At 64.3% G+C, this 25232-nt stretch carries 26 protein-coding genes and 1 pseudogene; 16 read left to right on the forward strand and 11 right to left on the reverse strand.

The annotated features are described in order from the left end of the window. The first annotated feature begins 39 nt into the window (after positions 1-39). Genes N7333_RS10375 through N7333_RS10385 form a run of 3 tightly spaced genes read left to right on the forward strand, consistent with a single transcriptional unit; the run spans position 40 to position 2495 of the window. Entirely contained in the window at positions 40-1065 is a 1026-nt protein-coding gene (locus N7333_RS10375) for a phosphotransferase (RefSeq protein WP_129482586.1), read from the forward strand. Then, positions 1062-1733, forward strand: coding sequence for an N-acetylmuramate alpha-1-phosphate uridylyltransferase MurU (gene murU, locus N7333_RS10380; RefSeq protein WP_129482587.1), 672 nt, complete (start codon positions 1062-1064; stop codon positions 1731-1733). The genes N7333_RS10375 and murU overlap by 4 nt, the downstream gene beginning before the upstream one ends. Beyond that, positions 1734-2495, forward strand: coding sequence for a DnaJ domain-containing protein (locus N7333_RS10385; protein WP_129482588.1), 762 nt, complete (start codon positions 1734-1736; stop codon positions 2493-2495). On the opposite strand, the gene N7333_RS10390 is transcribed toward N7333_RS10385, so the two are convergent. Further along, the gene (locus N7333_RS10390; protein WP_129482589.1) at positions 2492-3469 is read right to left on the reverse strand and encodes an alpha/beta hydrolase family protein; all 978 of its coding nucleotides are present in this window, start codon (positions 3467-3469) and stop codon (positions 2492-2494) included. The genes N7333_RS10385 and N7333_RS10390 overlap by 4 nt on opposite strands. 387 nt (positions 3470-3856) lie before the next feature. On the opposite strand from N7333_RS10390, the gene rpe reads away from it, so the two are divergent. The 6 genes and pseudogenes from rpe (at position 3857) to trpC (ending at position 9444) form a co-directional block, all read left to right on the forward strand. Continuing rightward, complete coding sequence (rpe, locus tag N7333_RS10395) at positions 3857-4531, forward strand: ribulose-phosphate 3-epimerase (RefSeq protein ID WP_090434731.1); 675 nt, start codon at positions 3857-3859, stop codon at positions 4529-4531. Further along, a pseudogene (locus N7333_RS10400) lies at positions 4528-5398 on the forward strand (phosphoglycolate phosphatase). The gene rpe and the pseudogene N7333_RS10400 overlap by 4 nt, the downstream one beginning before the upstream one ends. Before the next feature lie 66 nt (positions 5399-5464). Then, positions 5465-6955, forward strand: coding sequence for an anthranilate synthase component I (gene trpE / locus N7333_RS10405; RefSeq protein WP_129482590.1), 1491 nt, complete (start codon positions 5465-5467; stop codon positions 6953-6955). 13 nt (positions 6956-6968) lie between these two features. Then, entirely contained in the window at positions 6969-7565 is a 597-nt protein-coding gene (locus N7333_RS10410; RefSeq protein WP_004373486.1) for an aminodeoxychorismate/anthranilate synthase component II, read from the forward strand. Then, positions 7562-8608, forward strand: coding sequence for an anthranilate phosphoribosyltransferase (gene trpD / locus N7333_RS10415; RefSeq protein WP_129482591.1), 1047 nt, complete (start codon positions 7562-7564; stop codon positions 8606-8608). The genes N7333_RS10410 and trpD overlap by 4 nt, the downstream gene beginning before the upstream one ends. Then, entirely contained in the window at positions 8605-9444 is an 840-nt protein-coding gene (trpC, locus tag N7333_RS10420; RefSeq protein ID WP_004373484.1) for an indole-3-glycerol phosphate synthase TrpC, read from the forward strand. The genes trpD and trpC overlap by 4 nt, the downstream gene beginning before the upstream one ends. 44 nt (positions 9445-9488) lie before the next feature. On the opposite strand, the gene crp is transcribed toward trpC, so the two are convergent. Continuing rightward, the gene (crp, locus tag N7333_RS10425) at positions 9489-10133 is read right to left on the reverse strand and encodes a cAMP-activated global transcriptional regulator CRP (RefSeq protein ID WP_004373483.1); all 645 of its coding nucleotides are present in this window, start codon (positions 10131-10133) and stop codon (positions 9489-9491) included. Between the two features lie 233 nt (positions 10134-10366). Here crp and N7333_RS10430 point away from each other — a divergent pair, with 233 nt between their 5' ends. After that, positions 10367-10789 (forward strand): OsmC family protein, encoded by a 423-nt coding sequence (locus N7333_RS10430; RefSeq protein ID WP_004373482.1) that lies wholly within the window; start codon positions 10367-10369, stop codon positions 10787-10789. A gap of 49 nt (positions 10790-10838) precedes the next feature. Here the strand turns inward: N7333_RS10430 and coq7 are convergent, their stop codons facing one another. Beyond that, positions 10839-11486: a 2-polyprenyl-3-methyl-6-methoxy-1,4-benzoquinone monooxygenase gene (gene coq7, locus N7333_RS10435; protein WP_279858815.1), complete on the reverse strand. Its 648-nt coding sequence runs from the start codon at positions 11484-11486 to the stop codon at positions 10839-10841. 61 nt (positions 11487-11547) lie between these two features. After that, positions 11548-12258, reverse strand: coding sequence for a formylglycine-generating enzyme family protein (locus N7333_RS10440; protein ID WP_279858817.1), 711 nt, complete (start codon positions 12256-12258; stop codon positions 11548-11550). Positions 12259-12508: 250 nt separating this feature from the next. Between N7333_RS10440 and N7333_RS10445 the strand changes: the two genes are divergently transcribed. Further along, positions 12509-13990: an AAA family ATPase gene (locus N7333_RS10445; protein ID WP_129482594.1), complete on the forward strand. Its 1482-nt coding sequence runs from the start codon at positions 12509-12511 to the stop codon at positions 13988-13990. A 7-nt stretch (positions 13991-13997) separates the two neighbouring features. Here the strand turns inward: N7333_RS10445 and N7333_RS10450 are convergent, their stop codons facing one another. From N7333_RS10450 to hemJ, 5 genes are all read right to left on the reverse strand, one after another. Then, on the reverse strand, positions 13998-14786 hold the full coding sequence (locus N7333_RS10450; protein WP_129482595.1) for an SDR family oxidoreductase: 789 nt from the start codon (positions 14784-14786) through the stop codon (positions 13998-14000). A gap of 9 nt (positions 14787-14795) precedes the next feature. Beyond that, positions 14796-15773 carry a DUF805 domain-containing protein gene (locus N7333_RS10455; RefSeq protein WP_129482596.1) on the reverse strand — a complete coding sequence of 326 codons (978 nt, stop codon included), beginning with the start codon at positions 15771-15773 and terminating at the stop codon, positions 14796-14798. Positions 15774-15873: 100 nt separating this feature from the next. Beyond that, on the reverse strand, positions 15874-17136 hold the full coding sequence (locus N7333_RS10460) for a DSD1 family PLP-dependent enzyme (protein ID WP_129482597.1): 1263 nt from the start codon (positions 17134-17136) through the stop codon (positions 15874-15876). Further along, positions 17133-18095, reverse strand: coding sequence for a nitronate monooxygenase family protein (locus tag N7333_RS10465; RefSeq protein ID WP_012019791.1), 963 nt, complete (start codon positions 18093-18095; stop codon positions 17133-17135). Before N7333_RS10465 ends, N7333_RS10460 begins: the two co-directional genes overlap by 4 nt. Before the next feature lie 10 nt (positions 18096-18105). Beyond that, a complete protein-coding gene (hemJ, locus tag N7333_RS10470; RefSeq protein WP_129482598.1) occupies positions 18106-18534 on the reverse strand; it encodes a protoporphyrinogen oxidase HemJ in 429 nt (142 codons plus the stop codon). A 134-nt stretch (positions 18535-18668) separates the two neighbouring features. On the opposite strand from hemJ, the gene argC reads away from it, so the two are divergent. From argC to erpA, 4 genes are all read left to right on the forward strand, one after another. Continuing rightward, positions 18669-19703: an N-acetyl-gamma-glutamyl-phosphate reductase gene (gene argC / locus N7333_RS10475; protein ID WP_004373472.1), complete on the forward strand. Its 1035-nt coding sequence runs from the start codon at positions 18669-18671 to the stop codon at positions 19701-19703. Positions 19704-19768: 65 nt separating this feature from the next. Continuing rightward, the gene (locus tag N7333_RS10480) at positions 19769-20425 is read left to right on the forward strand and encodes a DUF6776 family protein (RefSeq protein WP_232460384.1); all 657 of its coding nucleotides are present in this window, start codon (positions 19769-19771) and stop codon (positions 20423-20425) included. A gap of 6 nt (positions 20426-20431) precedes the next feature. Beyond that, positions 20432-20842, forward strand: a complete 411-nt coding sequence (locus tag N7333_RS10485) for a polymer-forming cytoskeletal protein (protein WP_004373467.1) — start codon at positions 20432-20434, stop codon at positions 20840-20842. Between the two features lie 73 nt (positions 20843-20915). Then, positions 20916-21266 (forward strand): iron-sulfur cluster insertion protein ErpA, encoded by a 351-nt coding sequence (gene erpA / locus N7333_RS10490; protein ID WP_004373465.1) that lies wholly within the window; start codon positions 20916-20918, stop codon positions 21264-21266. Between the two features lie 49 nt (positions 21267-21315). On the opposite strand, the gene N7333_RS10495 is transcribed toward erpA, so the two are convergent. After that, complete coding sequence (locus N7333_RS10495; RefSeq protein ID WP_129482600.1) at positions 21316-22407, reverse strand: anhydro-N-acetylmuramic acid kinase; 1092 nt, start codon at positions 22405-22407, stop codon at positions 21316-21318. Positions 22408-22410: 3 nt separating this feature from the next. Beyond that, complete coding sequence (locus N7333_RS10500; protein ID WP_004373463.1) at positions 22411-23838, reverse strand: peptidoglycan DD-metalloendopeptidase family protein; 1428 nt, start codon at positions 23836-23838, stop codon at positions 22411-22413. 182 nt (positions 23839-24020) lie between these two features. On the opposite strand from N7333_RS10500, the gene tyrS reads away from it, so the two are divergent. After that, entirely contained in the window at positions 24021-25220 is a 1200-nt protein-coding gene (gene tyrS / locus N7333_RS10505; protein ID WP_129482601.1) for a tyrosine--tRNA ligase, read from the forward strand. Positions 25221-25232: the final 12 nt, after the last annotated feature.

The raw sequence follows: 25232 nt of genomic DNA on the forward strand, positions 1-25232 counted from the left end.
ATGACCCGCGCAACGGCTAGCGCCGTCGGAGACCCCTTGATGCCTGAACACGATGTACGTCTGCAACACCTGCAAGTCTGGCTCGCCGAGCAATTGCCACTGCTGTTCGCCGAGCGAGGCTGGGGCCCGGTGCCGGCTGCCGAGCTGACCCCCGCAAGCAGCGATGCCAGTTTTCGCCGCTATTTCCGTTGGCAGAGCGGGGCGCGCAGCCTGATCCTGATGGACGCGCCGCCGCCGCAGGAGAACTGCGAGCCCTTCGTGCGCATCGCTGCACTACTGGCCAGTGCCAGCGTGCATGTGCCGCAGGTGCTGGCTGCCAATCTCGAGCAGGGCTTTCTGGTGCTGGATGATCTGGGCCGCCAGACCTATCTCGAGGTGATCGACGAGGCCAATGCCGATTCGCTGTTCGCCGATGCCATCGATGCGCTGCTGGCCCAGCAGCTCTTGCCGATGGACGCCGATCTGCCGCATTACGACGAGGCCCTGCTGCGCCGCGAGCTGCAACTGTTTCCCGAGTGGTACGTGCAGCGCCACCTGCAGGTCGAGTTCAAAGCCGAGCAGCAGGCGGCCTGGCAGCGCATCAGCCAACTGCTGATCGACAGCGCCCTGGCCCAGCCCAAGGTGCTGGTGCATCGCGATTTCATGCCGCGCAATCTGATGCACAGCTCGCCCAATCCCGGCGTGCTGGACTTTCAGGATGCCGTATACGGCCCGGTGACCTATGACATCACCTGCCTGTTCAAGGATGCCTTTCTCAGCTGGCCCGAGGCGCGGGTGCAGGGCTGGCTGCAGGGATACTGGGAACGGGCACGGGCGGCCGGTATTCCGGTGCAGGCGTCGCTGGAGGACTTCCTGCGCGCCAGCGATCTGATGGGGGTGCAGCGCCACCTCAAGGTGATCGGCATCTTCGCGCGCATCTGCCATCGCGACGGCAAGCCCAAGTATCTGGGTGACGTGCCGCGCTTCTTCGCTTACATCCGCGCCGTACTGGCGCGCCGGCCGGAACTGGCCGAGTTGGGTGAGCTGTTCGCCAGCCTGGCGATAGAAGAAGGGGCACTTGCATGAAGGCGATGATCCTCGCCGCCGGCAAGGGTGAACGCCTGCGTCCGCTGACCCTGCATACGCCGAAACCGCTGGTGAAGGCGGCTGGCGTACCGTTGATCGAGTATCACGTCCGCGCCCTGGTCGCCGCCGGCTTCACCGAGCTGGTGATCAACCACGCCTGGTTGGGCCAGCAGATCGAGGACTACCTCGGTGATGGCTCGCGCTTTGGCGCGCACATCGTTTACTCACCCGAGGGCGAGCCTCTGGAAACCGGCGGTGGCATCTTCAAGGCGCTACCGCTGTTGGGTGATGAGCCATTTCTGGTGGTCAACGGCGACATCTTTACCGATTACCCGTTCGCCGAGCTGCGCAAGCCCATGAGCGGCCTGGCGCATCTGGTGCTGGTGGACAACCCGGCGCATCACCCGCACGGAGACTTTGTTCTGGCGATGGGTCAGGTACAGGACGCCGAGTCGCTGGGCGAGCGCCTGACCTACAGCGGTATCGCTGTATTGCATCCGCGTCTGTTCGCCGCCTGCCAGCCAGGCGCTTTCAAGCTGGCGCCGCTGCTGCGCTCGGCCATGCAACAGGGGCAGGTCAGCGGTGAGCGCCATGCCGGGTGCTGGATCGACGTTGGCACCCATGAGCGCCTGGCCGAGGTGGAACGCCTGCTGCAGGAGGTACGCTAGGTGCTCTGGCCGGCGACCATGCTCGGGGCTGCCGCAGGCCTGGCGCTGGCCAGCATTCCCGGTGCGCTGCTCGGCGGGCTGCTCGGGCAGGCGCTGGATCGCCGCCTGCGTCTGCACGGCTGTGACAATCTGCGCGAGCGCCTTGGCGGACGTGCTGCCCCGGCGGACGACGAATTGCTGTTTCTGATGCTCGGTCGTCTGGCCAAGAGCGATGGCCGCGTGGTGCAGCGCCACATCCAGCAGGCGCGCTCGGAGATGCAGCGTCTGGCGCTCGATGAGGCTGGGCAGCGGCGCGCCATCGAGGCCTTCTCCCGTGGCAAGACCGGGCGCGACAATCTGCGCCGACCGCTGCAGCGCCAGCGCGAGCGTGCCGAGCAACTGCTACGTGCCTGTTGGCGTATGGCCTGGGTCGACGGACGAGTGCCGCCCAGCGAACGTGAATTGATCCTGTTGTGGGGCAAGTGGCTGGGCTGGGACAGTGCCCGTCTCGACGTCCTGGGCGAGGAATATGCGCCGCGCCGAGGACAGCAACCGACCCCGGCGGGTGGCAGTTACCAGGAGGCCTTGCGCCTGCTCGGGGTGAACGAAGGCAGCGAGCCGGAGCAGATCAAACGCGCCTATCGCCGCCTGCTCAGCCGCCATCATCCGGACAAGCTGGCCGGCTCCGGCGCCTCACCGGAACGAATTCGCGAGGCGACCGAAACCACCCGTCAGTTGCATCAGGCCTATGCGGTGGTGCGCCAGCGTCGAGGTCTGCGCTAGCCGCCGCTGGTGCGGATATGCAGTTGCAGCCAGCCGCGCAAGCGTCGATACAACTGTTCCTCCTGAACCGGCAGGTTGCCGGGCAAGGCTTTCATGGCCACCTGTATATAAGTAGGCAACTTGGCACGCTTACTGGCCTGCAGGCGCTTGAGGGCTGCCTGGCGCTCGCTCGCCTGATCCTTGTAGTAGAAATCGCCAGTGGCCACCGGCAGCTGCGCCACCAACTCGTCCAGTGGCGGAGCGAAGCCTGCCGGCAGCTCGGCGGCCACCATCAGCAGGTTCTGCACGTTCTGTGGCTTGCGTTCACTGAGGTAACGGGCGGCCCAGTACGCTCCGCTGCCATGGCCCAGCAGCACGATTTCCTTGGCCTGCTGCTGGTCGGCGAAGGCGATGGCCGCCTCGATGCGCGCCATGACCCGCTCGACATGCGCCTGGCGCCGCTGTTCGGGGCTGATTTCCGGAGCGGCGGGTGCGGCTGTCGGCTCTGGCGAATCATTGGCAGCGCTTTCCGCCTCCGCGTCGCTGGCTTCGTCGCCAGCTGGTGCGGGCGTTTCGGAGTTGGCGGTACGCGGCGGCAGCGGGTCGCCATCCGGATCGGGGAGGGTGATGCTCAGGCTGTGCCAGCCGGCATCCGGCAACTTGCGCCGAAGCGGTCCGACCGCGGCCGCGCCGTCGGCGTTTTCCACGTCGCCGGGCAACAGAATCACCGCGCCGCTGGGTTCGCCGACGTTGGCGGGCAGCCACAGGGCGAGAAAGCTCTCGGCACCAGCCTGCAGCATTTGCTGTTCACGTTTGTCCAGGCGTTGCTCCAGCGTCTGCGCGTCGCTGACGCTGCGTTCGGGCAGCAAAGGGCGTTCGCTTGCCGCTGGGGTGTCGGCGCTATCAGTCGGCGCGTCCTCGGCCGGCTCCTTGGCCCAGGCTGAGAGACAGGAGAGCAGGTAGAAACCGAGTAGGGCAAGCAGAGTTGGGCGCATCTTCAAGGCTCCGATGATCTGCAACTGAGCCTAATGCCGCGCCCGGCTTTTGTCAGGCATCTGGCGCAGGATTGGCGTTCGAGCGTCGGGGAAGACGTGGCGGGATGCTCCCTGCGCATGAATTCAATCTGGCCCATTAGCGCTTGCGGTAAGGGCGGGCGGTCTCGAGAGGCGCTCGAAGGCAGTAAGCGCGGCAACGGTCCGGTGCCAAGGGTTAAAGGTGACCACCTGAGTCAGTGTCTTGTCAGTTGGATAAAGGTCACGCCGGGAAAGCGGCTGGGCTTTCTGCCGTGAGACGAATTGGCGCGCCTGATCCAGTGGCGCTGCCAGATAGCCATTCAACCGCTACAATGCGCGCCACCGTGATTCAGCACTCAGAGGTGCGCCATGCAACCCTTCGCCATCGCCCCGTCGATCCTTTCCGCCGACTTCGCCCGCCTGGGCGAGGAAGTGGACAACGTACTCGCCGCCGGGGCGGACATCGTCCACTTCGATGTCATGGACAACCACTACGTGCCCAACCTGACCATCGGCCCGATGGTCTGTGCAGCGCTGCGCAAGTACGGCATCACCGCGCCCATCGACGCGCACCTGATGGTCAAGCCGGTGGATCGCATCATCGGCGACTTCATCGAAGCCGGCGCGTCGTACATCACCTTCCACCCGGAAGCCAGCGAGCACATCGACCGCAGCCTGCAACTGATCAAGAGCGGCGGCGCCAAGGCGGGTCTGGTGTTCAACCCGGCCACTCCGCTGGACGTGCTCAAGTACGTGATGGACAAGGTCGACATGATTTTGCTGATGAGCGTCAACCCCGGCTTCGGCGGACAGAAGTTCATCCCCGGTACCCTCGACAAGCTGCGTGAAGCCCGTGCGCTGATCGACGCCAGCGGCCGCGAGATCCGCCTGGAGATCGACGGCGGCGTCAACGTGCAGAACATCCGCGAGATCGCCGAGGCGGGCGCGGACACCTTCGTCGCCGGCTCGGCCATATTCAACCAGCCGGACTACAAGGCGGTGATCGACGCCATGCGCGCCGAACTGGCCCAGGTGCGTGGATGAAACCGCTGCGCGCGCTGTGCGGCGGTGAGCTGCCGCGCCTGGTGATGTTCGACCTGGACGGCACGCTGATCGACTCGGTGCCGGATCTGGCCGCAGCGGTCGACCGCATGCTGGTCGAGCTGGGTCGTCCGCCTGCTGGCGTGGAACAGGTTCGCGAGTGGGTCGGCAACGGTGCCCGGGTGCTGGTTCGGCGCGCCCTGGCTGGTGGCCTGGATCACTCGGCCGTGGGCGAGGCCGAGACGGAGCAGGCGCTGGCACGCTTTCTCGATATCTACGCCGACTGCCACAACCTGACCGCGCTGTACCCCGGTGTGCACGAGCTGCTCGAAGCCTTGAGCACGGCGGCCGTGGAGCTGGCGGTGGTGACCAACAAGCCGGAGCGTTTCGTCGCGCCGCTGCTGGATCAGGTCGGCCTGGGCGGTTACTTCCGCTGGATCATTGGCGGCGACACCCTGCCGCAGCAGAAGCCCGACCCGGCTGCGCTGCTGCAGGTGATGCATCTGGCTGGGGTCGAGGCGGCACAAGCGCTGTTCGTCGGCGATTCGCGCAATGATGTGCTGGCCGCACGCGCTGCCGGCGTGCCCTGCGTCGCCGTGAGCTATGGCTACAACCATGGCCGGCCGATTGCCGAGGAACGTCCGGCGGTGGTGGTCGATAGCCTGGCCGAGCTGCTGTAATTGCATTTGCCCGCAGGAGCCCGCTTGCGGGCAATCGCCGAATCGCCTACGGGTTGCTTAGGTCGAGCGGCTGCGCTACCGTGGCCGCTCTCCTTATTCCCCCGCCTGTCGAGATCGCACCGTGGTGGTTAGCTGCAAACTCTGGATGAAGGTCATCAAGGCCCTGGCCCGTTGGCGCTGGCGCGCCTGATTTCGTCCTGCCGCTGCGCGCGGCCCGTTTGCACCCGACCGTTTTCCCCGAGCCATGAGGCTGATCATGACCCATGAAGAATTCCTGCGTTTAGCCGCCGAAGGCTACAACCGCATTCCGCTGGCCTGCGAAACCCTGGTGGATTTCGACACGCCGCTGTCCATCTACCTGAAACTGGCCGATGCGCCCAACTCCTACCTGCTCGAATCCGTGCAGGGCGGCGAAAAGTGGGGCCGTTATTCGATCATCGGCCTGCCGGCGCGCACCGTGCTGCGCGTGCATGGCCATGATGTCGTGGTCAGCACCGACGGCGTCGAGGTCGAGCGCCACGAGTGCGCCGACCCGCTGGAGTTCGTCGAGCAGTTCAAGGCGCGCTACAAGGTGCCGACCATCGTTGGTCTGCCGCGCTTCAACGGTGGCCTGGTGGGCTACTTCGGCTATGACAGCGTGCGTTACGTCGAGCCCAAGCTGGCTGCCGGGGTGAATCCCGATGCGCTGGGCACGCCGGACATCCTGCTGATGGTGTCCGACGCGGTGGTGGTGTTCGACAACCTGGCCGGCAAGATGCACGGCATCGTTCTGGCCGACCCGGCGCAGCCGGATGCCTTCGAGCAAGGCCATGCGCGCCTGCGCGAGATCCTGCACAAGCTGCGCCAGCCGATCACCCCACGCCTGGGCGTGGACCTGTCTGCGCCTTTGGGCGATGAGCCGGCGTTTCGCTCCAGCTACAGCCAGGGCGACTACGAGGCGGCGGTCCGTGCGATCAAGGAGTACATCCTGGCCGGCGACTGCATGCAGGTGGTGATCTCCCAGCGCATGTCGATTCCGTTCAAGGCCGCGCCCATCGACCTGTACCGCGCGCTGCGTTGCATCAACCCGACGCCCTACATGTACTTCTTCAACTTCGGCGACTTTCATGTGGTCGGCTCCTCGCCCGAGGTGCTGGTGCGCGTCGAGGATGGCCTGGTCACCGTGCGCCCCATCGCCGGCACGCGTCCGCGCGGCGCCAGCGAGGAGGCGGACAAGGCGCTGGAAGACGACCTGCTGTCCGACGCCAAGGAAATCGCCGAGCACCTGATGCTGATCGATCTGGGCCGTAACGACACCGGCCGCGTGTCGCAGATCGGCTCGGTCAAGCTCACCGAGAAGATGGTCATCGAGCGCTATTCCAACGTCATGCATATCGTCTCCAACGTCACCGGTCAGCTGAAACCCGAGCTGTCGGCAATGGACGCGCTGCGCGCCATCCTGCCGGCCGGCACCCTGTCCGGCGCGCCGAAGATCCGCGCCATGGAAATCATCGATGAGTTGGAGCCGGTCAAGCGCGGCGTCTACGGCGGCGCAGTCGGCTACTACGCCTGGAACGGCAACATGGACACCGCCATCGCCATCCGCACCGCGGTGATCAAGGACGGCGAGCTGCACGTGCAGGCCGGCGCCGGCATCGTCGCCGACTCGGTGCCCGCGCTGGAGTGGGAAGAAACCCTGAACAAGCGCCGCGCCATGTTCCGCGCCGTCGCGCTCGCCGAACAGACTGCCGTCCAGGCCCAGGAATAACAGGAGCCGTACCATGCTTTTGATGATCGACAACTACGACTCCTTCACCTACAACGTCGTGCAGTACCTGGGCGAGCTGGGCGCCGACGTCCATGTGATCCGCAACGACGAGCTGAGCATCGCCGAAATCGAAGCACTGAAGCCCGAGCGCATCGTCGTCTCGCCCGGCCCGTGCACGCCGACCGAGGCGGGGGTGTCCATCGAGGCCATCCTGCATTTCGCCGGCAAGCTGCCGATCCTTGGCGTCTGCCTCGGCCACCAGAGCATCGGCCAGGCCTACGGCGGCGACGTGGTGCGTGCGCGCCAGGTGATGCATGGCAAGACCAGCCCGGTGTTCCATGCGGACAAGGGCGTATTCGCCGGCCTGAACAACCCGCTCACCGTGACCCGCTATCATTCTCTGGTGGTCAAGCGCGAAACCCTGCCGGACTGTCTGGAGATCACCGCCTGGACCCAGCACGAAGACGGCTCGGTCGATGAGATCATGGGCCTGCGCCACAAGACCCTGAACGTCGAGGGCGTGCAGTTCCACCCCGAGTCCATCCTCACCGAGCAGGGCCACGAACTGTTCGCCAATTTCCTCAAGCAGACCGGAGGCGTGCGCGCATGAATATCAAGGAAGCTCTGGGCCGGATCGTCGCCCAGCTCGATCTAACTACCGAGGAAATGCAGGCGGTGATGCGCGAAATCATGACCGGCCAGTGCACCGACGCGCAGATCGGCGCCTTCCTCATGGGCATGCGCATGAAGAGCGAGACCATCGACGAGATCGTCGGTGCCGCCAGCGTGATGCGCGAGCTGGCCGCTCCGGTGGTCATCGACGCCGAGCGCCTGGTCGACACCTGCGGCACCGGCGGCGATGGCATGAATATCTTCAACGTCTCCACCGCGGCGGCCTTCGTCGTCGCGGCGGCCGGCGGCAAGGTGGCCAAGCACGGCAACCGCGCAGTCTCCGGCAAGAGCGGCAGTGCCGATCTGCTGGAAGCGGCCGGCGTCTACCTGGGGCTCAAGCCCGAGCAGGTGGCGCGCTGCGTCGAGAGCGTGGGCGTCGGCTTCATGTTCGCGCCGTCTCATCACGGGGCGATGAAGCACGCCATCGGCCCGCGCCGCGAGCTGGGCCTGCGCACCCTCTTCAACATGCTCGGCCCGATGACCAACCCGGCTGGTGCCAGGCATCAGGTCATCGGCGTGTTCAGCCAGGCGTTGTGTCGGCCGATGGCCGAAGTGCTGCAGCGCCTGGGTAGCGAGCATGTATTGGTGGTGCACGCGCAGGATGGCCTGGACGAGATCAGCCTGGCCGCGCCTACCTTCGTCGCCGAGCTCAAGGACGGCAAGATCAGCGAGTACCGCATCCAGCCCGAGGATTTCGCCATCAAGAGTCAGAGCCTGATCGGCCTGACCGTCGACAACGCCGAGCAGTCGCTGGAACTGATCCGCGACGCGCTGGGGCGGCGCAAGACCGAGAATGGTCAGAAGGCCGCCGACATGATCGTGCTCAATGCAGGCGCTGCACTGTACGCCGCTGACCATGCCAGTAGTCTGCGCGAAGGCGTGCAGCTGGCCCACGATGCCTTGCACACCGGGCTGGCGCGCGAGAAGCTGGAGGAGCTGGTGTCCTTTACCGCGGTATTCAAACAGGAGAACGAAGGGTGAGCGTGCCAACCGTACTGGAGAAGATCGTCGCCCGTAAGTTCGAGGAAGTGGCCGCGCGCCGCGTCCAGGTCAGCCTCGCCGAACTGGAAGCGGCCGCCCGCGCCGCCGATGCGCCGCGCGGCTTTGCCCGGGCGCTGCTGGAGCAGGCGGCGCGCAAGCAGCCGGCGGTGATTGCCGAGATCAAGAAGGCCTCGCCGAGCAAGGGCGTGCTGCGCGCCGACTTCGTGCCCGCCGATATTGCCCGCAGCTACGAGGCCGGCGGTGCCACCTGCCTGTCGGTGCTGACCGATATCGATTTCTTCCAGGGTGCCGATGAATACCTGCAGCAGGCTCGCGCCGCCTGCGCGCTGCCGGTGATCCGCAAGGATTTCATGGTCGATCCCTACCAGATCGTCGAGGCCCGCGCCCTCGGCGCCGATTGCGTGCTGCTGATCGTGTCCTGCCTGGATGACGTGCGCATGGCCGAACTGGCCGCGGTGGCCAAGGATGTCGGCCTCGACGTGCTGGTGGAGGTACATGATGGCAACGAACTGGAGCGCGCGCTCAATACTCTGGATACGCCGCTGGTGGGGATCAACAACCGTAACCTGCACACCTTCGAGGTCAGTCTGGAAACCACTCTGGACCTGCTGCCGCGCATTCCGCGTGAGCGCCTGGTGGTGACCGAGAGTGGCATTCTCAACCGCGCCGATGTCGAGCTGATGGAGATCAGCGAGGTGTATGCCTTCCTGGTTGGCGAGGCCTTCATGCGGGCTGAGAGCCCCGGGGCCGAGCTGCAGCGTTTGTTCTTTCCCGAGCGTGGGCGGCCGACGGTGGTCGGCAAGGACCCCGAGTAAACGAAAAAGCCGGCAATCAAGCCGGCTTTTTCATGGGGCGGGGTTCAGCGCGTGCCGAAGACCACCATGGTCTTGCCTTTCACGTGCACCAGGCCCTGTTCTTCCAGGGACTTGAGTACGCGACCGACCATCTCCCGCGAGCAGCCGACGATGCGGCCGATTTCCTGGCGGGTGATCTTGATCTGCATGCCGTCCGGGTGGGTCATGGCGTCCGGCTGCTTGCACAGATCGAGCAGGGTGCGGGCGACGCGGCCGGTGACATCGAGGAAGGCCAGATCGCCGACCTTGCGCGTGGTGTTGCGCAGGCGCTCTGCCATCTGGCTGCCGAGGGCGAAGAGGATGTCGGGGTCCTGCTGGGTCAGTTCGCGGAATTTGGCGTAGCTGATTTCCGCCACTTCGCATTCGGTCTTGGCGCGTACCCAGGCGCTGCGCTCCTTCTCCGCGCCATCCTTCTCGAACAGGCCCATCTCACCGAAGAAGTCGCCAGAGTTGAGGTAGGCGATGATCATCTCGCGGCCATCGTCATCCTCGATCAGGATGGTGACCGAGCCCTTGACGATGAAGAACAGCGTTTCGCAACGATCACCTGCGTAGATGATGGTGCTTTTGGCGGTGTAGCGACGGCGATGACAGTGTGCGAGAAGCTTGTCGAGGTTCTTGATTTTAGGTGTGAGGGTAATAGCAACCATGCCCGAGTCCCGAATATGAAAAATGAAGGCCTTTATCCAACGGCAATTTCTTATTGGTTATCCGGCCAAGTGTGCCAGCATTCCGGCGTCAGCTTAACAGACATACGATGACCAGGGCGTATTTTGCGACTTGGCTAACACTACTCCGTGGAACTTTGTCGCACAGGCCACACAGCAGGGGATTCCATGGCTGTGCTAACCTGCCGAACTTTCCACCCAGGGAGCCTGAATCAATGAAAGCGCGCGTGCAGTGGGCCGGTGAAGCCCTGTTCCTCGGCGAGTCCGGTAGCGGCCATGCCGTGGTGATGGACGGCCCGCCCGATGCCGGCGGTCGCAACCTCGGCATTCGGCCGATGGAAATGCTGCTGATCGGCCTGGGCGGTTGCAGCAACTTCGATGTGGTCAGCATTCTGCGCAAAGGGCGTCAGCCGGTGGAAAGCTGCGAGGTGTTCCTCGACGCCGAACGCGCCAGCGAGGAGCCCAAGGTATTCACCAAGATCCACCTGCATTTCGTGGTCAAGGGCCGTGGGCTGAAGGAAGCCCAGGTCAAGCGCGCGGTGGAGCTGTCGGCGGAAAAATACTGCTCGGCCTCGATCATGCTGGGCCGTGCCGGGGTGGCTATCAGCCACGACTACGAAATCGTCGAGCTGGGCTAGGCCTCTACGCTGTAAACCACAAGGGCGCCGATTGGCGCCCTTGTTGGTTTCAGATGCGGTAGGTGCTCTTGGTCATGGCCTTCGACAGCAGGGTCATGCCGAACTTCACCGGCGCCGGGAAGCGCACGCCACCGGCGGCCAGGGCGCTGTTGGCGTGCTGCTCCTCGTCGATGCGCATCTGTTCGAGGATGGCGCGCGACTTGGCATCGTGTTCGGGAATCTGTTCCAGATGCTCATCCAGATGCTTGCACACCTGATCTTCGGTGGCGGCCACGAACCCCAGGCTGACCCGATCGCTGACCAGGCCGGCCACGGCGCCGACGCCAAAGGACAGGCCGTAGAACAAGGGGTTGAGCACGCTGGGATGACTGCCCAGCTCGCGGATGCGCTGCTCGCACCAGGCCAGGTGATCGATCTCCTCGTCGGCCGCGTGCTCCATGGCGCTGCGTACTTCCGGCAGCTTGGCGGTCAGCGCCTGGCCCTGGTAGAGCGCCTGGGCGCAGACCTCGCCGGTATGGTTGATGCGCATCAGCCCGGCGATATGCCGGCTCTCCTCGGGGTTCAGATCCGTTTCCGCCTGAACGATGGCCGGAGACGGACGGCTGGATGCGCCACTGAAGGGCAGCAGGGTACGTAGCGCAGCATCGGCCTGCAGCAGCAGGCGATCGACGGGGGAGTACTGGCGTTCACTGGCCATGGGGCACCTCCGGAAAACACAACGCGACTAGTCTACTGCAAAGTGACTGGGACGTCCGAGCTCAGGGCAATTCGCGCAGCACGCGAAAACCCAGGGCATAGTCGCGGTGATGCGGCTGCTTGAGGTCGCGCATGCTGCTGCGCAGGTAGGTCGGGCCGCTGTTCCAGGCGCCACCGCGAACCACCCGCGGGCTGCTGTCGAGCAGGCCGGCGCTTTGCGTTTCGCTGCCATCGAAGCTCTGCGTGAAGCGCGAAGCCGTCCATTCCCAGACGTTGCCGGCGGTATCGTGCAGGCCGAAGCCGTTGGCCGGAAACTGGCCCACTGTAGCCGTCTTGTTACGCAGCAGGCGAGGGCTGGCGCAACCGCGGCAGTGCGCGCGGGGCCGGGTTTCATCACTGTCCAGTGCGTCGCCCCACCAGTAATAGGTCTGGCTGCCGCCACGCGCCGCGTACTCCCACTCGGCTTCGGTGGGTAGGCGGTAACGCGCGCCGGTCTCGCGCGACAGCCACTGCGCATAGGCGTGTGCATCGCGCCAGGACACGTGGATCACCGGGCGCTGCGCGGAAAGACCCCAGCCCTCGTTATCTGGCATGGGCAGCTTGTTGGCTTCGGCATATGTCTGCCAGTCGGCAAAGGTGACCTCGTAGCGGCCGATGGCGAACGGCTTGTCGATTGCCACGCTCCGTTGCGGCCGCTCGTTGTCGTTACCGCGGCCGCTGCCATCGCCCATCAGGAACTGCCCGGCGGGCACCACCACCATCTCAGGTCCCATGCCGCCGCCGGTCAGGACGTCAGTGAGCGTCTGACCGTTACAGGCCTGGGGGGCCACCAGCAGCGCCAGGCTCGCGCTTATCGCCAGAGACAAGGCGGTGTGACTGCGGCACGCTTTCAATACTTGCACGACGCCATGCCTCCGGCGACGATCTGCCTGTTAGGACAGTCCATGCAGCGAGCTCCCGTTATTGCAAACCGCGGATGTTAACCCTGCATGGCTGGCTGGCAAACCTCACAAGGAGTGCGTGTTGAAGAACGATATTCACGATCTGGGACTGGTGCTGGATTCCAAGGTCAAGCTGGTGGTCATCGAGTCCTGGGACGAGATGCGCGTGCTGGAAACCCTGACCGGCCTGGCGGTCAAGCGCGGCCTCGGTCTGCACACCTGGTCGGTGACCGAGGGGCTGCAGCGCCTGGGGTTCGGGGGCGCGCCGGTGGACGAGGCGCCGACTTTGGAGCCGGAAGCGGCGCTGCGCATGATCAAGGCCGATCCGCAGCCGAACCTCTACGTGATGTGCGACCTGCACCCCTTTCTCGACGACAACCCGCGGCTGGTTCGCCTGCTCAAGGAAATCGCCATGAGCGAGGCGGCGCACAAGCCGACCCTGGTGCTGGTGTCGCATGCCCTCAAACTGCCTGCCGAAGTACAGCGTTACGCGGCGCGCTTCAGCCTGGCGCTGCCCTCGGAAGACGAACTGCTGAGCATCGTGCGGGACGAGGCGACGCGCTGGAGCGAGCGCAACCGCGGTGCGCGGGTGCGTACCGACAATCGCACCCTGCAGCAGGTGGTGAAGAATCTGCGCGGCCTCAGCCATGCCGAGGCGCGTGCCCTGGCGCGCAACGTGATCTGCGACGACGGTGCGATCACCCAGGAAGATATTCCCGAGCTGAACAAGACCAAGTTCCAGTTGCTGGATCTGGAGGGCGTGCTCAGCTTCGAGTACGACACCGCGCGTTTCGCCGATGTCGGCGGCCTGCTCAACCTCAAGCGCTGGCTGGCCGAGCGTCAGGCCGGCTTTCTCGAAGGCAAGGGTATCGATGCGCCCAAGGGCGTGATGCTGGTCGGCGTGCAGGGCGGCGGCAAGAGTCTGGCGGCCAAGGCGGTCGCTGGTCTCTGGGGGCTGCCGCTGCTGCGCCTGGATTTCGCCTGCCTGTACAACAAGTTCTTCGGCGAGACCGAGCGCAACCTGCGCGAGGCGCTGCGCCTGGCCGAACAGATGGCGCCCTGCGTGCTGTGGATGGACGAGGTGGAGAAGGGCCTGGCCAGCGGCGATCATGACGGCGGCGTGAGCCAGCGCGTGCTCGGCACCCTGCTGACCTGGATGGCCGAACGCAAGGCTCCGGTATTCGTCGTCGCCACGGCCAATGCCATCGACCGCTTGCCCCCCGAACTGGTGCGCAAGGGGCGCTTCGACGAGCTGTTCTTCGTCGACCTGCCCGATGCCGAGGTGCGCGCCGAGATCTTTCGTATCCACCTGCAGCGCCGCGAACTGGAACCGGCCGGTTTCGACCTGGCGCAGCTGGCCGCGGCCAGCGAGGGTTTCTCTGGTGCGGAGATCGAGCAGGCGGTGGTCAGTGCGCTGTACGCCGGGCAGGCGCAGCAGCAGGCGGTGGATCAGCATCTGCTGCTGCGCGCGCTGCAGAGCACCGCGCCGCTCTCGGTGGTGATGGCCGAGCGTCTGGCTGCATTACGACAATGGGCCGATGGGCGGACGGTCAACGCCGGTTGAGGCTGTATCAGCCTTGGGTGAAGGGGCGTGTCAGACGGCCGCTGAGCTTGCGCACCAGCCAGCGTGGTGCCAGGCGCGAACTCAACGCCAGCAGACGGTTGCGCCAGCCGGGGATGATGATGGCGCGGTTCTTTTCCAGGGCGCGGACGGTGATCAACGCCACCTCTTCCGCGCTCATCATCAGCTTGCTGCTCTCGAGGCGGCTGACGTTCATCCCGGCGGCGCGGAAGAAGGCGCTGCGCGTCGGACCGGGGCAGAGCACGCAAACGCGCACACCACGCTGGCGCAGCTCCTCACGCAGCCCCTCGGAAAAGTGCAGCACATAGGCCTTGCTGGCGTAGTAGCTGCTCATCCAGGGGCCCGGTTGAAAGGCTGCGACCGACGCCACGTTGAGAATCTGCCCACCGCCACGTTCGGCCATATGCTGGCCGATGGCGTGACATAGCCGCGTCAGTGCCAGCACGTTGACCTCCAGCTGCTCCTGCTCGCGGCCCCAGTCCTGTTCGAGAAAGGCGCCTGCGCAACCGAGGCCGGCGTTGTTCACCAGCAGGTCGATCCGCCACTGCCCCTGCTCAAGCTCATGCAGCAGTCCGGATATCCGCAGTGGCTCGCTGAGGTCGCACAGACGAAACAGCACGTCGACGCCGAAGCGCTGCGCCAACTCGCAGGCGATGCTCTCCAGCGCGTCGCGCCGTCTGGCCACCAATATCAGGTTGCGCCCCCGACGCGCCAAGGCCTCGGCCATGGCCAGGCCGAGGCCGCTGGAGGCGCCGGTGATCAATGCATAGCTGGGCATGGTGCCGGGCTATTGCTCTTGGAACTCGGCGGCGCGCTCGACATAGCCCTGGTACTGGGGAATGGCGATGGCGGCGACGATGCCGGTGATCGGCACCAGCAGGAACAGCCAGGCCAGTACCTTGACCGCCGTGCTGTTGGGCGGTGGCGGCGGGCCGAAGCGATTGACGCCCTGGGTACCGGGAATAATCAGCATCAGCAGGGCGAACACGCTGCCGACGATCGGTATCAGGTGGACCAGCAGCAGCCAGCCGGACCAGCCGATGTCATGCAGGCGCTGTACGCCGATGCAGATGCTGATCACGATGGCGCCGATGCTGACGAGCACCAGAAGCAGCATCGCCAGCGTCGAGGAGAAGGCGGCCATGCCCGTTCCCAGCAGCAGGATGGGCATGAAACACAGGGTGACTGCCATCAGCCAGCCCAGGTAGCGCACGCGGCCGATCCGACCGCTGACCCCGAATACCTTGAGCTCGGAAAACTCCGGCAGCTGCTCGGCGACATTCGCCTGAGGCGGGGCATAGGGCGATGCACTGGCGGGCGCCGAGGCTGGCTGAGGCGACGCGGCCAGCTGTGCCTGGCGAGCGAGATACTTCTCGATAATGATCCCGCAGGCCGAGCATTCGTCTGCCTTGGGCTGCTCGTGGCCACACTTGGGGCAGGTCATGCTGGTACTGGCGGCGGACGTCGCAGCCGCTTCTTGAGGCGCTTCCTCCTGATGATCATCGGTGGGCACCAGGCTCAGGCTGGCGGCCTGATCCAGCTCCTTGCGGACCCGGGCACCGGCGTTCTGCAGGGCGGTGAGGTACTGGTTGGCCTCGTTCTCGCCCAGATCGCGCTTGAGTGCCACCTGCGCGCCACTGAACAGGCTATCGATACGGGCAAGATCGCTCTTGAACAGGCGGGCCAGGTTTTCCTTTACCGTTTCCAGCGTGGTCTCGGGCATCAGTTCGCCGTCGAACACTATCTTGTAGCGCGGTTGATTCATGCGGGCTTCCTTGTCTGCGGGAAGTTGTGAGGGTGAGCTAAGCCTAGAGTGCGGCAAGGCCAATATACAAGCGGCCTGCAGCACAGTTCGCATTCGTCTTTCAGCCGGTGGGCAGCGTGCTCCAGCGACCGACCAGCTGGCCTGCGCGCAGCAGACGCATTTCGCCGAAACCGCCAAGCAGACCCTCGCTGATTGCCGGGCGCAGAAAAACCCAGTCGTCCGCTCTTAGGCCGGTGGCCGCGCTGCCGATCAGGCGCTCCTGATTGGCACTGCGTCCGTACAGGGCGTCGTAGTCGAGTCCGGCCGGCGATACGGGGTGTGCGGGCCAGCGCCCCCCATAGAGGTAATAGGCATGCTCGCGATTGGGATTCCAGGCGTTCATCAGCGGCTGCACGGCGCCCAGATAGGGTAGGGCGCCGTCCGCTACCTTGAGCAGCGGGCTGGCGATCCACAGGGCCGGTTGATGTTCGCTCAGGGCAGGCGTGTCGAAGTCGCCCGGCTTGAGCAGAGCGGAGCCCACCGCGACCTCATTGAGCGGAGTGTCCGAGCGGCTGTGCAGTGGGTAGGTCAGACTGCCACCGCCGTTGAGCAGCGGTTGCCGCGGCCAGAGCTGAGGGAACGCCCGAGCTGCGGCGAGGAACTCGCGGTAACGGGCGTTGGTATCGGCGAAAACCCGGCGTTGCTCGGTCCAGGGCGGGGCATGGGCGACGTGCGCGTCATACCCCATCAACCCCTGCAGTTGCAGCTGCGGCTGGTCCTGCAGGTGCTGCAGGGCCTGGCCCAGGGCTTGCGGATCGCGAAAGCCGCCTCGCGTCATACCGATATCGATCTCCAGGGCGATGCGCAGGGGTTGCCCCAGCGCCTGGGCCAGCTCGGCGTACTGGCGCAGCCGCTCTGCGCTATCGATAAGCCAGGTCAACTGGCGGGCAGGGGTGAAACCAAGATGGCCTGGCAGCTGGCGATAGAAGTTCAGCGCGGCATGCACCGGCATGGGTTTGCCCAGCAGTAGATCGGCCTGCGGGAAACTGCGCGCCAGGCGGTTCAGCTGCGGCTGGTGAAAGACCATGAAGCGCTGGGTTTGCAGGCGTTTGGCCAGATATTCGAGCAGCCCCACGCTGGCCAGCGATTTGCTCACCAGGCGCAAGCCAAGACGGCCGTTCAATCGCTCGGCGAGCAGATCGGCATTGGCATCCAGGCGGTCCAGATCCAGCAGCAGCGCTGGAATACCATCGCCTTCCTGCTGCAGAAGGCGGTTGAGTGCGGCGAAATAGGCGTCGTGCTGCTGGCCGCGATCGTGCGGTCGCAGCGCCCAGCCCGCAAGCAGGCCGAGGGCGCCCACAGCCAGCAGATGGCGGCGTTTCATCGCGGCCAGCGTTGCCCCAGCTGTTGGCTGCGCACCAGGGCGGCCCGGTATTCGCGATCGAGTCGCGCTACCAGCTCCTGCACCGACGGCAGGTCGTCGATCCCGCCAACCCCCTGGCCGGCCGACCAGACGGTTTTCCAGGCCTTGGCTTCCTCATCCATGGGTTTGAGTTTTTCGCCGTAATTGATGTCGGCCTTGTTCTGCAGCTGCTTCAGGTCATAGCCGGCCTGCTCCAGGCTCTGGCGCATGAAACTGGCCGGCACGCCCGATACCGCCGGGGTGTGGATGATATCGGCTGCCTGGGCACCGAGGATCATGCGCTTGTAATCCTCGGAAGCATTGTTTTCCTGGGTAGCGATAAAGCGTGTGCCCATATAGGCCAGATCGGCGCCGAGCAGCTGGGCAGCGAGAATTTCGTGGCCGTGATTGAGGCAGCCGGACAGCAGCACGGTCTTGTCGAAGAACTGCCGAATCTCCGCCAGCAGGGCGAAGGGGCTCCACGTGCCGGCGTGGCCGCCAGCGCCGGCTGCCACGGCAATCAGACCGTCCACACCGGCCTCGGCGGCCTTTTCGCCATGGCGGCGGGTGGTCACGTCATGGAACACCAGGCCGCCGTAGCTGTGCACGGCATCGACCACTTCCTTCACCGCGCCCAGGCTGGTGATGACGATGGGCACGCGGCGTTCGACGCAGATGGCCAGATCCGCCTGCAGCCGAGGGTTGCTGTTATGCACGATCAGGTTGACGGCGAAGGGGGCGGCGTCAGCCGCAAGACTGGCTTCGATCTCGTCGAGCCAGGCGGCGAAGCCGGCGCTCTCGCGCTGGTTCAGCGCCGGAAAGCTGCCAACGATACCGCTGTTGCAGCAGGCACTGACCAGTGCCGGATTGGACACCAGGAACATCGGCGCAGCCACCAGCGGCAGGCGCAGGCGTTGTTCGAGCAGGGCGGGCAGAGACATGGCGAATTCCTCAGAAGGGGCGGACGACGACCAGGATGACGATGCCCAGCAGGGCCAGCACCGGCGCTTCATTGAACCAACGATAGAACACGTGGCTGCGGCTGTTCTCGCCGCGGGCAAAGCGCTTGAGCTGGGCGCCGCACAGGTGGTGATAGATCACCAGGGCAGCGACCAGCGTGAGCTTGGCGTGCATCCAGCCCTGGCTGAAGTAATAGCCGGGATTGAGGGTCAGCAGCCAGATGCCCAACGCCAGCGTGGCGATCATCGACGGCAGCATGATGCCGCGATACAGCTTGCGCTCCATGATGCAGAAGCGCTCGTGGCTGGTGGCGTCGTTGCTCATGGCGTGATAGACGAACAGGCGCGGCAGATAGAACAGGCCGGCGAACCAGCAGACCATGGCGATGATGTGCAGAGCCTTGAGCCAGAGATAGAGCATTTTCGCTTCTCGCGCTGAAAAATGGTCTCGATAGTAGAGGCAGGCGACGGCCTGCGTCACCTCTGCGGTTGGAGCTTGGCCGATGCGGCTTTATCATCGGTAGCTTTCCAATGGCTTTTGCAAAGGGGCATGTGATGATCAAGGTCGGTATCGTCGGCGGCACGGGCTACACCGGTGTCGAACTGCTGCGTCTGCTGGCGCAACACCCGCAGGCAGAGGTGGCCGTGATCACTTCCCGTTCCGAGGCCGGCCTGCGCGTCGACGAGATGTACCCCAATCTGCGCGGCCACTATCCGGAGCTGGCCTTCAGCGTGCCGGACGTCGCCACGCTGGGTGCCTGCGATGTGGTGTTCTTCGCCACGCCACACGGCGTCGCCCATGCGCTGGCCGGTGAGCTGCTGGCCGCCGGCACGCGGGTGATCGACCTGTCCGCCGACTTCCGCCTGCAGGACGCCGAAGAGTGGGCCAAGTGGTACGGCCAGCCGCACGGCGCTCCCGAGCTGCTGAGCGAAGCGGTATATGGCCTGCCCGAAGTCAACCGCGAGGCGATCAAGACGGCGCGCCTGATCGCCGTACCCGGCTGCTACCCGACCGCTACTCAGCTCGGCCTGATCCCACTGCTGGAAGCCGGCTTGGCCGATGCCGGCAGCCTGATCGCCGACTGCAAGAGCGGCGTCAGCGGCGCCGGCCGTGGTGCCAGCGTTGGCTCGCTGTTCTGCGAGGCCGGCGAGAGCATGAAGGCCTACTCGGTCAAGGGCCATCGCCACCTGCCGGAGATTCGTCAGGGGCTGCGCCTGGCAGCTGGTGGCGACGTCGGTCTGACCTTCGTGCCGCACCTGACGCCGATGATCCGCGGCATCCATGCGACCCTCTATGCCCGCGTGGCCGACACCTCGGTCGATCTGCAGGCACTGTTCGAGCAGCGCTACGCCAATGAGCCCTTCGTCGACGTGATGCCGGCCGGCAGCCACCCGGAAACCCGCAGCGTGCGTGGTGGCAACGTCTGCCGCATCGCCGTGCACCGCCCGCAGGGTGGCGACCTGGTGGTGGTGCTGTCGGTGATCGACAACCTGGTCAAGGGCGCCTCCGGCCAGGCGGTACAGAACATGAACATCCTCTTCGGTCTCGACGAGCGTCTTGGTCTGTCGCACGCGGCCCTGTTGCCGTGACGCCGGCCTGGGAGGTCCGCCTCAGCGATCCGCGTCGAGAGCGTCGACGCCGCTGGATACTGGTCTTGCTGCTGCTGGCCATTCCCGGAGCGTTTCTGCTGGGCTTCTTCGGGGCCCAGCAGCACGGCCAGCAGGTGGAGGATCAAACCCATGCTCTGCTGGCCAGGCTGGCCGAGCAGGAGCAGGAACTGGAGTTGCTGCGTCAGCGTCTGGCCGTGGTCGGCAGCAGTGACAAGGTCAGCCAGCAGGCCATCGAACAGAATCGCCGCACCATCAAGCTGCTCGAGGAGCAGATCTTCAAGCAACAACAGGATCTGGCCTTCTACAAGGGCGTGCTGGCGCCTGCCAGTCGTCGCGAAGGCATCCGTATCCGCGCCTTTGAGCTGCAAGCCACGGACTCGCCCGGCCATTTCCGCTACAAAGTGCTGATGAGTCGTGTGGGGAGCAGTGACGAGCCGCTAAAGGGCAAGTTGCGGATCACCGTCGAAGGACAACAGGGCGGCAAGGACGTCAGTCTGGACCTGTCGCAGTTGTCCGGTGAGGTGAGCGAGGCCAGCATCCCGTTCTCCTTCAAGCATTTTCAGTCATTTCCCGAGGCCGGACGCTTCGGCGAGATGCAACTGCCTGATGGCTTCGAGCCGCGTCAGGTAAAAGTCCGTGCGGAAGTCGAAGGTGACAAGCCGCTGGATCGTACGTTCGATTGGATAAACCAGGAGCAATAGCCACCCATGTGGAACAAAGACAAGGCCAAGCCTGACTTGCAGCGTTTCAGCGGCAAGACCAGCCTGATTGCCGCCGGCGCCGAGCTGGTGGGCGATATGCGTTTTCAGGGCGCGGTGCAGGTGGATGGCCGGGTTACTGGCAATCTGCTTGCCACCGAAGGGCTGGTGCGGGTCAGCGTAGGTGGCCTGGTTGAAGGTGAGGTGCGTGCACCCCATATAGTGATTGATGGTGAGGTGAACGGTGATGTCTTCGCCGCCGGCCATCTGGAGCTGGGCGCGCGCGCTCGGGTGCGGGGCAACCTGCACTACGGCTTGATGGAGATGGCCATGGGCGCGCAGATCGAAGGCAGGCTCTTCCATCTGAAAGACGGCGAGCGGCCGTTGGAGCTGCCGGCCACCTTGGATACCGAGCAATAGTTGACCAATTTTCTCGGGCAAGCGGATAATGCACGCCCAACGCAGTATGGCGCATGGCGCCGGGAGTCACAGCATGAGCGTCGAAACCTTCACCCCTGCCCCCTTGCACTTCACCCAGGGTGCTGCAAGCAAGGTGAAGACCCTGGTCGATGAAGAGGGTAATCCGCGGCTGAAGCTTCGCGTGTTCGTCACGGGCGGTGGCTGCTCGGGCTTTCAGTACGGCTTCACCTTCGATGAGGATGTAGCCGAGGACGACACCATCGTCGAGCGCGAGGGCGTCAGTCTGGTGGTCGATGCCATGAGCTTCCAGTATCTGGTGGGCTCCGAGGTCGACTATCAGGAAGGGCTGGAAGGATCGCGCTTCGTGATCAAGAACCCCAACGCCACCACCACCTGTGGCTGCGGATCGTCCTTCTCGATCTGAAGTCTTCGCCTCATGACGACGCCGCGCTTGATGCGCGGCGTTTTCGTTTTCAGGCGGGGTAGATGGCGCCGAGAACGCGCAGACCTCTGGCACCGGTGACACTCGGGCGATTGCCTGGAATGCCTTCCAGTGCGCAGTGCGCCAGCCAGGCGAAGGCCATGGCTTCGACCCAGTCCGGGTCCACGCCTTCGGCCGCGGTGCTGCTCACGTCGGTTCCTGCCAGCATCTCGCTCAGGCGCTTCATCAGGCAGGCGTTGTGGGCGCCGCCGCCACATACCAGCAGAGCATCCGTTTGTGCCTGGGCGCTGCGTAGTGCGCTGACGATGCTGCATGCGGTGAGCTCTACCAGCGTCGCCTGAACATCCTCGCTGGCCAGCTGTGGCAAGGCCCGCAGGTGGCCGAGCAACCAGTCGAGATTGAACAGCTCGCGCCCGGTGCTCTTCGGACCCTGCGCGGCGAAGAAGGGATCGCTCAGCAGTCGTTTCAGCAGCTCCGGGTGTACGTTGCCGCTGGCAGCCCAGGCGCCATCACGGTCATAGGTAAGGCCCTGGCAATGCTGAATCCAGGCATCGAGCAAAACGTTGCCGGGGCCGCTGTCGAATCCCAGAATCTCCTGGTCCGGTGAAAGCAGGCTGAGGTTGCTGAAGCCGCCGACATTGAGCACGGCTACGTGCCGTTGGTTATCGCCGAACAGATCCTGGTGAAAGGCGGGGACCAGAGGAGCACCTTGACCGCCTGCAGCCACATCGCGCCGACGAAAATCCGCGACCACGCAGATGCCGGTGAGCTCGGCCAGCAGTGCCGGGTTGCCGATCTGAATGGTGAAGCTGCGTGCCGGTTCGTGGCGCACGGTCTGACCGTGGCTGCCGATGGCGCGGATCTGCTGTGCGCTCAGGTTCTGTTGCTCAAGCAACTCGTTGACGGCGGCGGCGGCCAGTTCCACCCAGTGCTGTTCGGCAATGGCTGCGCGTGCCAGCTCGTCGTCGCCAGCGCTGCATAACGCCAGCAGCTCGCTACGCAGTCGTTCTGGCATGGGGCGGTAGAGCGTGGCGAGAAGGTGGGGGCGCTGACCTTGATCGATCAGCGCAATGTCCAGTCCGTCCAGACTGGTACCGGACATCACGCCAATATAGAGGGGCACGGCTTACTGCTGATTGGAGGCCAGCATGGTGGCCTTTTCCTGGTCCATGCGTGCCATCAGCGGTTTGCTCAGTTGCATGAAGCGCTGCTTCTCGCTCGCTGCAATGGGGTCGGCCATCGGCAGCTTCTGGCTGAGCGGGTCGACGTGTACACCGTTGACCTGGAACTCATAGTGCAGGTGAGGTCCGGTGGACAGGCCAGTGGTACCGATATACCCGATGATCTGCCCTTGCTTGACGTTAGCGCCGTTGCGAATGCCTTTGGCGAAACCCTGCATGTGCGCGTAGAGCGTACGGTAGCGCTGGCCATGCTGGATGATCACGGTGTTGCCGTAACCGCCGTTGCGGCCGGCCAGAGTCACGCGGCCGTCGCCAGCTGCCTTGATCGGTGTGCCGTGTGGCGCAGCATAGTCGACGCCCTTGTGTGCACGGATCTTGTTCAGGATCGGATGCTTGCGGCCGGTGGAGAAACGCGAGCTGATCCGGGCGAAGTCCACGGGGGTGCGGATGAACGCCTTGCGCATGCTTTCGCCATTGGCGTTGTAGTAGCTGGTGGTGCCTTGCTTGTTGGTGTAACGCACCGCCGTGTAGGTCTTGCCGCGATTGGTGAAGCGCGCCGAGAGGATGTTGCCGGTGCCGACACGCTTGCCGTTCACCACCTTCTCTTCATAGATCACTTCAAACTCGTCGCCTTCGCGAATATCCATGGCGAAGTCGATGTCGTAACCGAAGACGTTGGCCAGGTCCATGGTCAGGCTGTGCGACAGGCCGGCACGCTTTGCCGAGAGGAACAGCGAGCTGTTGATCACGCCGCGGCTGTAGGTGGTCACCACCTCGGGTTTGACCTGATCGCGCTCGAAATCGAAGCCCTTGTCGGTACGGCTGAGGCGAATGGTTTCCAGATCGCTGAGCTTGCTTTGCAGATGCTTCAGCTTGCCATCTTCATTTAGTTCGAACTCCAGCACCTGGCCGACCTTGAGGCGACTGAACTGCTTGGCGTCCTTGTTGCTATTGAGGGCTTCATGCAGATCGTTGGCGTTCAGGCCGACCTTGGCGAATACGGTAGAAAGCGTATCGCCGTTGCTCACCGTGATGTTGTGGTGGTTGGGGTCGGAGGGAGTGGTGGTGTCGGCTGTTTCTAGGATGTTCTCGTCAGCGTCTTCTGCGCTGTTTTCGGCGGTGTCCGCGCTCTGCTCGATCTTGGCGAAAGGGGAGGCGGCGCCTGGCACTGGCAGTCCCGCTCGGAGGTCGTCCTTTTCCTGCAGCACCAGCTCGGCATCGTTGCCCAGATCCAGATCGAGGAAGGTTTTCTGCGCTTCGACTTCACGCGAAGGAAACACCAGCAGAGCCAGGCTCAGCAGCGCAGCTACACCGCTAGCAGCCAGGATGTGGCTCTTGGGGTAGGGCGGGGCTTTGGGGATATTTTGCGTCATGGCGTGAGGCGTTTTCTTGGAATATGCATTAACTGTATAAAATATAACCAAAATCGGCTTGGGGCAACCCTTGACATGCCGAGCGGTAGCCCTGGGGGCTTTCCCTGGGCAAAACTTGTAATTAGTTCGCGATCTTGTATGGTTGGTTCCCTTTCAATTTCCAGTGGTTGCGGGTTTTTGTCATGAAGTCGGTCGAAGAGCAGCTGGCGCTGATCAAGCGCGGTGCGGAAGAGGTTCTGGTTGAGGCTGAGCTGGTCGAAAAGCTCAAGCGTGGTCAGCCGCTGCGGATCAAGGCGGGTTTCGATCCGACCGCGCCGGATCTGCATCTCGGTCACACCGTGCTTATTAATAAGCTGCGTCAGTTTCAGGAGCTCGGCCATCAGGTGATTTTCCTGATCGGTGACTTCACCGGCATGATTGGCGATCCCAGCGGCAAGAGCGCCACGCGTCCGCCGCTGACCCGCGAGCAGGTTTTGGATAATGCCGAGACCTATAAGCAGCAGGTATTCAAGATCCTCGATCCGGCCAAGACCGAGGTGGCCTTCAACTCCACCTGGATGGATCAGCTCAAGCCTGCTGACTTCATTCGTCTGGCTTCGCAGTACACCGTGGCGCGTATGCTCGAGCGCGACGACTTCGACAAGCGCTACACCAGCAATCAGCCGATCGCCATCCACGAATTCCTCTATCCGTTGGTGCAGGGTTACGACTCCGTGGCGCTCAAGGCTGACGTCGAGCTGGGCGGCACCGATCAGAAGTTCAATCTGCTGATGGGGCGCGAGCTGCAGCGCGCCTATGGGCAGGAGTCGCAGTGCATCGTCACCATGCCGTTGCTGGAGGGTCTCGATGGCGTGAAGAAGATGTCCAAGTCGCTGGGTAACTACGTGGGCATCCAGGAAGCGCCGGGCGTGATGTACAGCAAGCTGGTGTCCATGCCCGATGCGTTGATGTGGCGCTACTTCGAGCTGCTCAGCTTCCGCTCCATGGAAGAGATCGAGCAGTTCAAGCGTGATGTTCAGCAGGGTGCGAATCCCCGTGACATCAAGATCAAGCTGGCTGAAGAGCTCGTTGCACGTTTCCATGGTGAAGAGGCAGCCGCCAATGCGCACCGTTCCGTGGGTAATCGCATGAAGGATGGTGAGCTGCCGGAGGATCTGCCAGAGGTCGAGCTGGTGTCGGCTGAAGATATGCCGATCTCATCCGTCCTTAATAAGGCGGGCCTGGTGAAGAACGCTGCCGTTGCTCGGGATCTGCTCGGATCGGGCGGCGTGCGTGTAGATGGCGAGGTGGTTGAGCGCGCCTTCCTGTTCAAGGTGGGCGCTACGCATGTTTGCCAGGCCGGCAAGAAGGCCTTTGCGCGCATCACGCTCAAGGCCGAGTAACAAAACTGCAAA

Origin of the sequence: Pseudomonas sp. GD04158 (genome assembly GCF_029834875.1) — a bacterium.
GTDB lineage: Bacteria > Pseudomonadota > Gammaproteobacteria > Pseudomonadales > Pseudomonadaceae > Aquipseudomonas > Aquipseudomonas hydrolytica.

Coding starts and splice junctions, on each gene's coding strand:
- N7333_RS10375 (WP_129482586.1), top strand. CDS start 40: ATGCCTGAACACGATGTACGTCTGCAACACCTGCAAGTCTGGCTCGCC.
- murU (WP_129482587.1), top strand. CDS start 1,062: ATGAAGGCGATGATCCTCGCCGCCGGCAAGGGTGAACGCCTGCGTCCG.
- N7333_RS10390 (WP_129482589.1), bottom strand. CDS start 3,469: ATGCGCCCAACTCTGCTTGCCCTACTCGGTTTCTACCTGCTCTCCTGT.
- rpe (WP_090434731.1), top strand. CDS start 3,857: ATGCAACCCTTCGCCATCGCCCCGTCGATCCTTTCCGCCGACTTCGCC.
- trpE (WP_129482590.1), top strand. CDS start 5,465: ATGACCCATGAAGAATTCCTGCGTTTAGCCGCCGAAGGCTACAACCGC.
- N7333_RS10410 (WP_004373486.1), top strand. CDS start 6,969: ATGCTTTTGATGATCGACAACTACGACTCCTTCACCTACAACGTCGTG.
- trpD (WP_129482591.1), top strand. CDS start 7,562: ATGAATATCAAGGAAGCTCTGGGCCGGATCGTCGCCCAGCTCGATCTA.
- crp (WP_004373483.1), bottom strand. CDS start 10,133: ATGGTTGCTATTACCCTCACACCTAAAATCAAGAACCTCGACAAGCTT.
- N7333_RS10430 (WP_004373482.1), top strand. CDS start 10,367: ATGAAAGCGCGCGTGCAGTGGGCCGGTGAAGCCCTGTTCCTCGGCGAG.
- coq7 (WP_279858815.1), bottom strand. CDS start 11,486: ATGGCCAGTGAACGCCAGTACTCCCCCGTCGATCGCCTGCTGCTGCAG.
- N7333_RS10440 (WP_279858817.1), bottom strand. CDS start 12,258: ATGGGACCTGAGATGGTGGTGGTGCCCGCCGGGCAGTTCCTGATGGGC.
- N7333_RS10450 (WP_129482595.1), bottom strand. CDS start 14,786: ATGCCCAGCTATGCATTGATCACCGGCGCCTCCAGCGGCCTCGGCCTG.
- N7333_RS10455 (WP_129482596.1), bottom strand. CDS start 15,773: ATGAATCAACCGCGCTACAAGATAGTGTTCGACGGCGAACTGATGCCC.
- N7333_RS10460 (WP_129482597.1), bottom strand. CDS start 17,136: ATGAAACGCCGCCATCTGCTGGCTGTGGGCGCCCTCGGCCTGCTTGCG.
- N7333_RS10465 (WP_012019791.1), bottom strand. CDS start 18,095: ATGTCTCTGCCCGCCCTGCTCGAACAACGCCTGCGCCTGCCGCTGGTG.
- hemJ (WP_129482598.1), bottom strand. CDS start 18,534: ATGCTCTATCTCTGGCTCAAGGCTCTGCACATCATCGCCATGGTCTGC.
- argC (WP_004373472.1), top strand. CDS start 18,669: ATGATCAAGGTCGGTATCGTCGGCGGCACGGGCTACACCGGTGTCGAA.
- N7333_RS10485 (WP_004373467.1), top strand. CDS start 20,432: ATGTGGAACAAAGACAAGGCCAAGCCTGACTTGCAGCGTTTCAGCGGC.
- erpA (WP_004373465.1), top strand. CDS start 20,916: ATGAGCGTCGAAACCTTCACCCCTGCCCCCTTGCACTTCACCCAGGGT.
- N7333_RS10500 (WP_004373463.1), bottom strand. CDS start 23,838: ATGACGCAAAATATCCCCAAAGCCCCGCCCTACCCCAAGAGCCACATC.
- tyrS (WP_129482601.1), top strand. CDS start 24,021: ATGAAGTCGGTCGAAGAGCAGCTGGCGCTGATCAAGCGCGGTGCGGAA.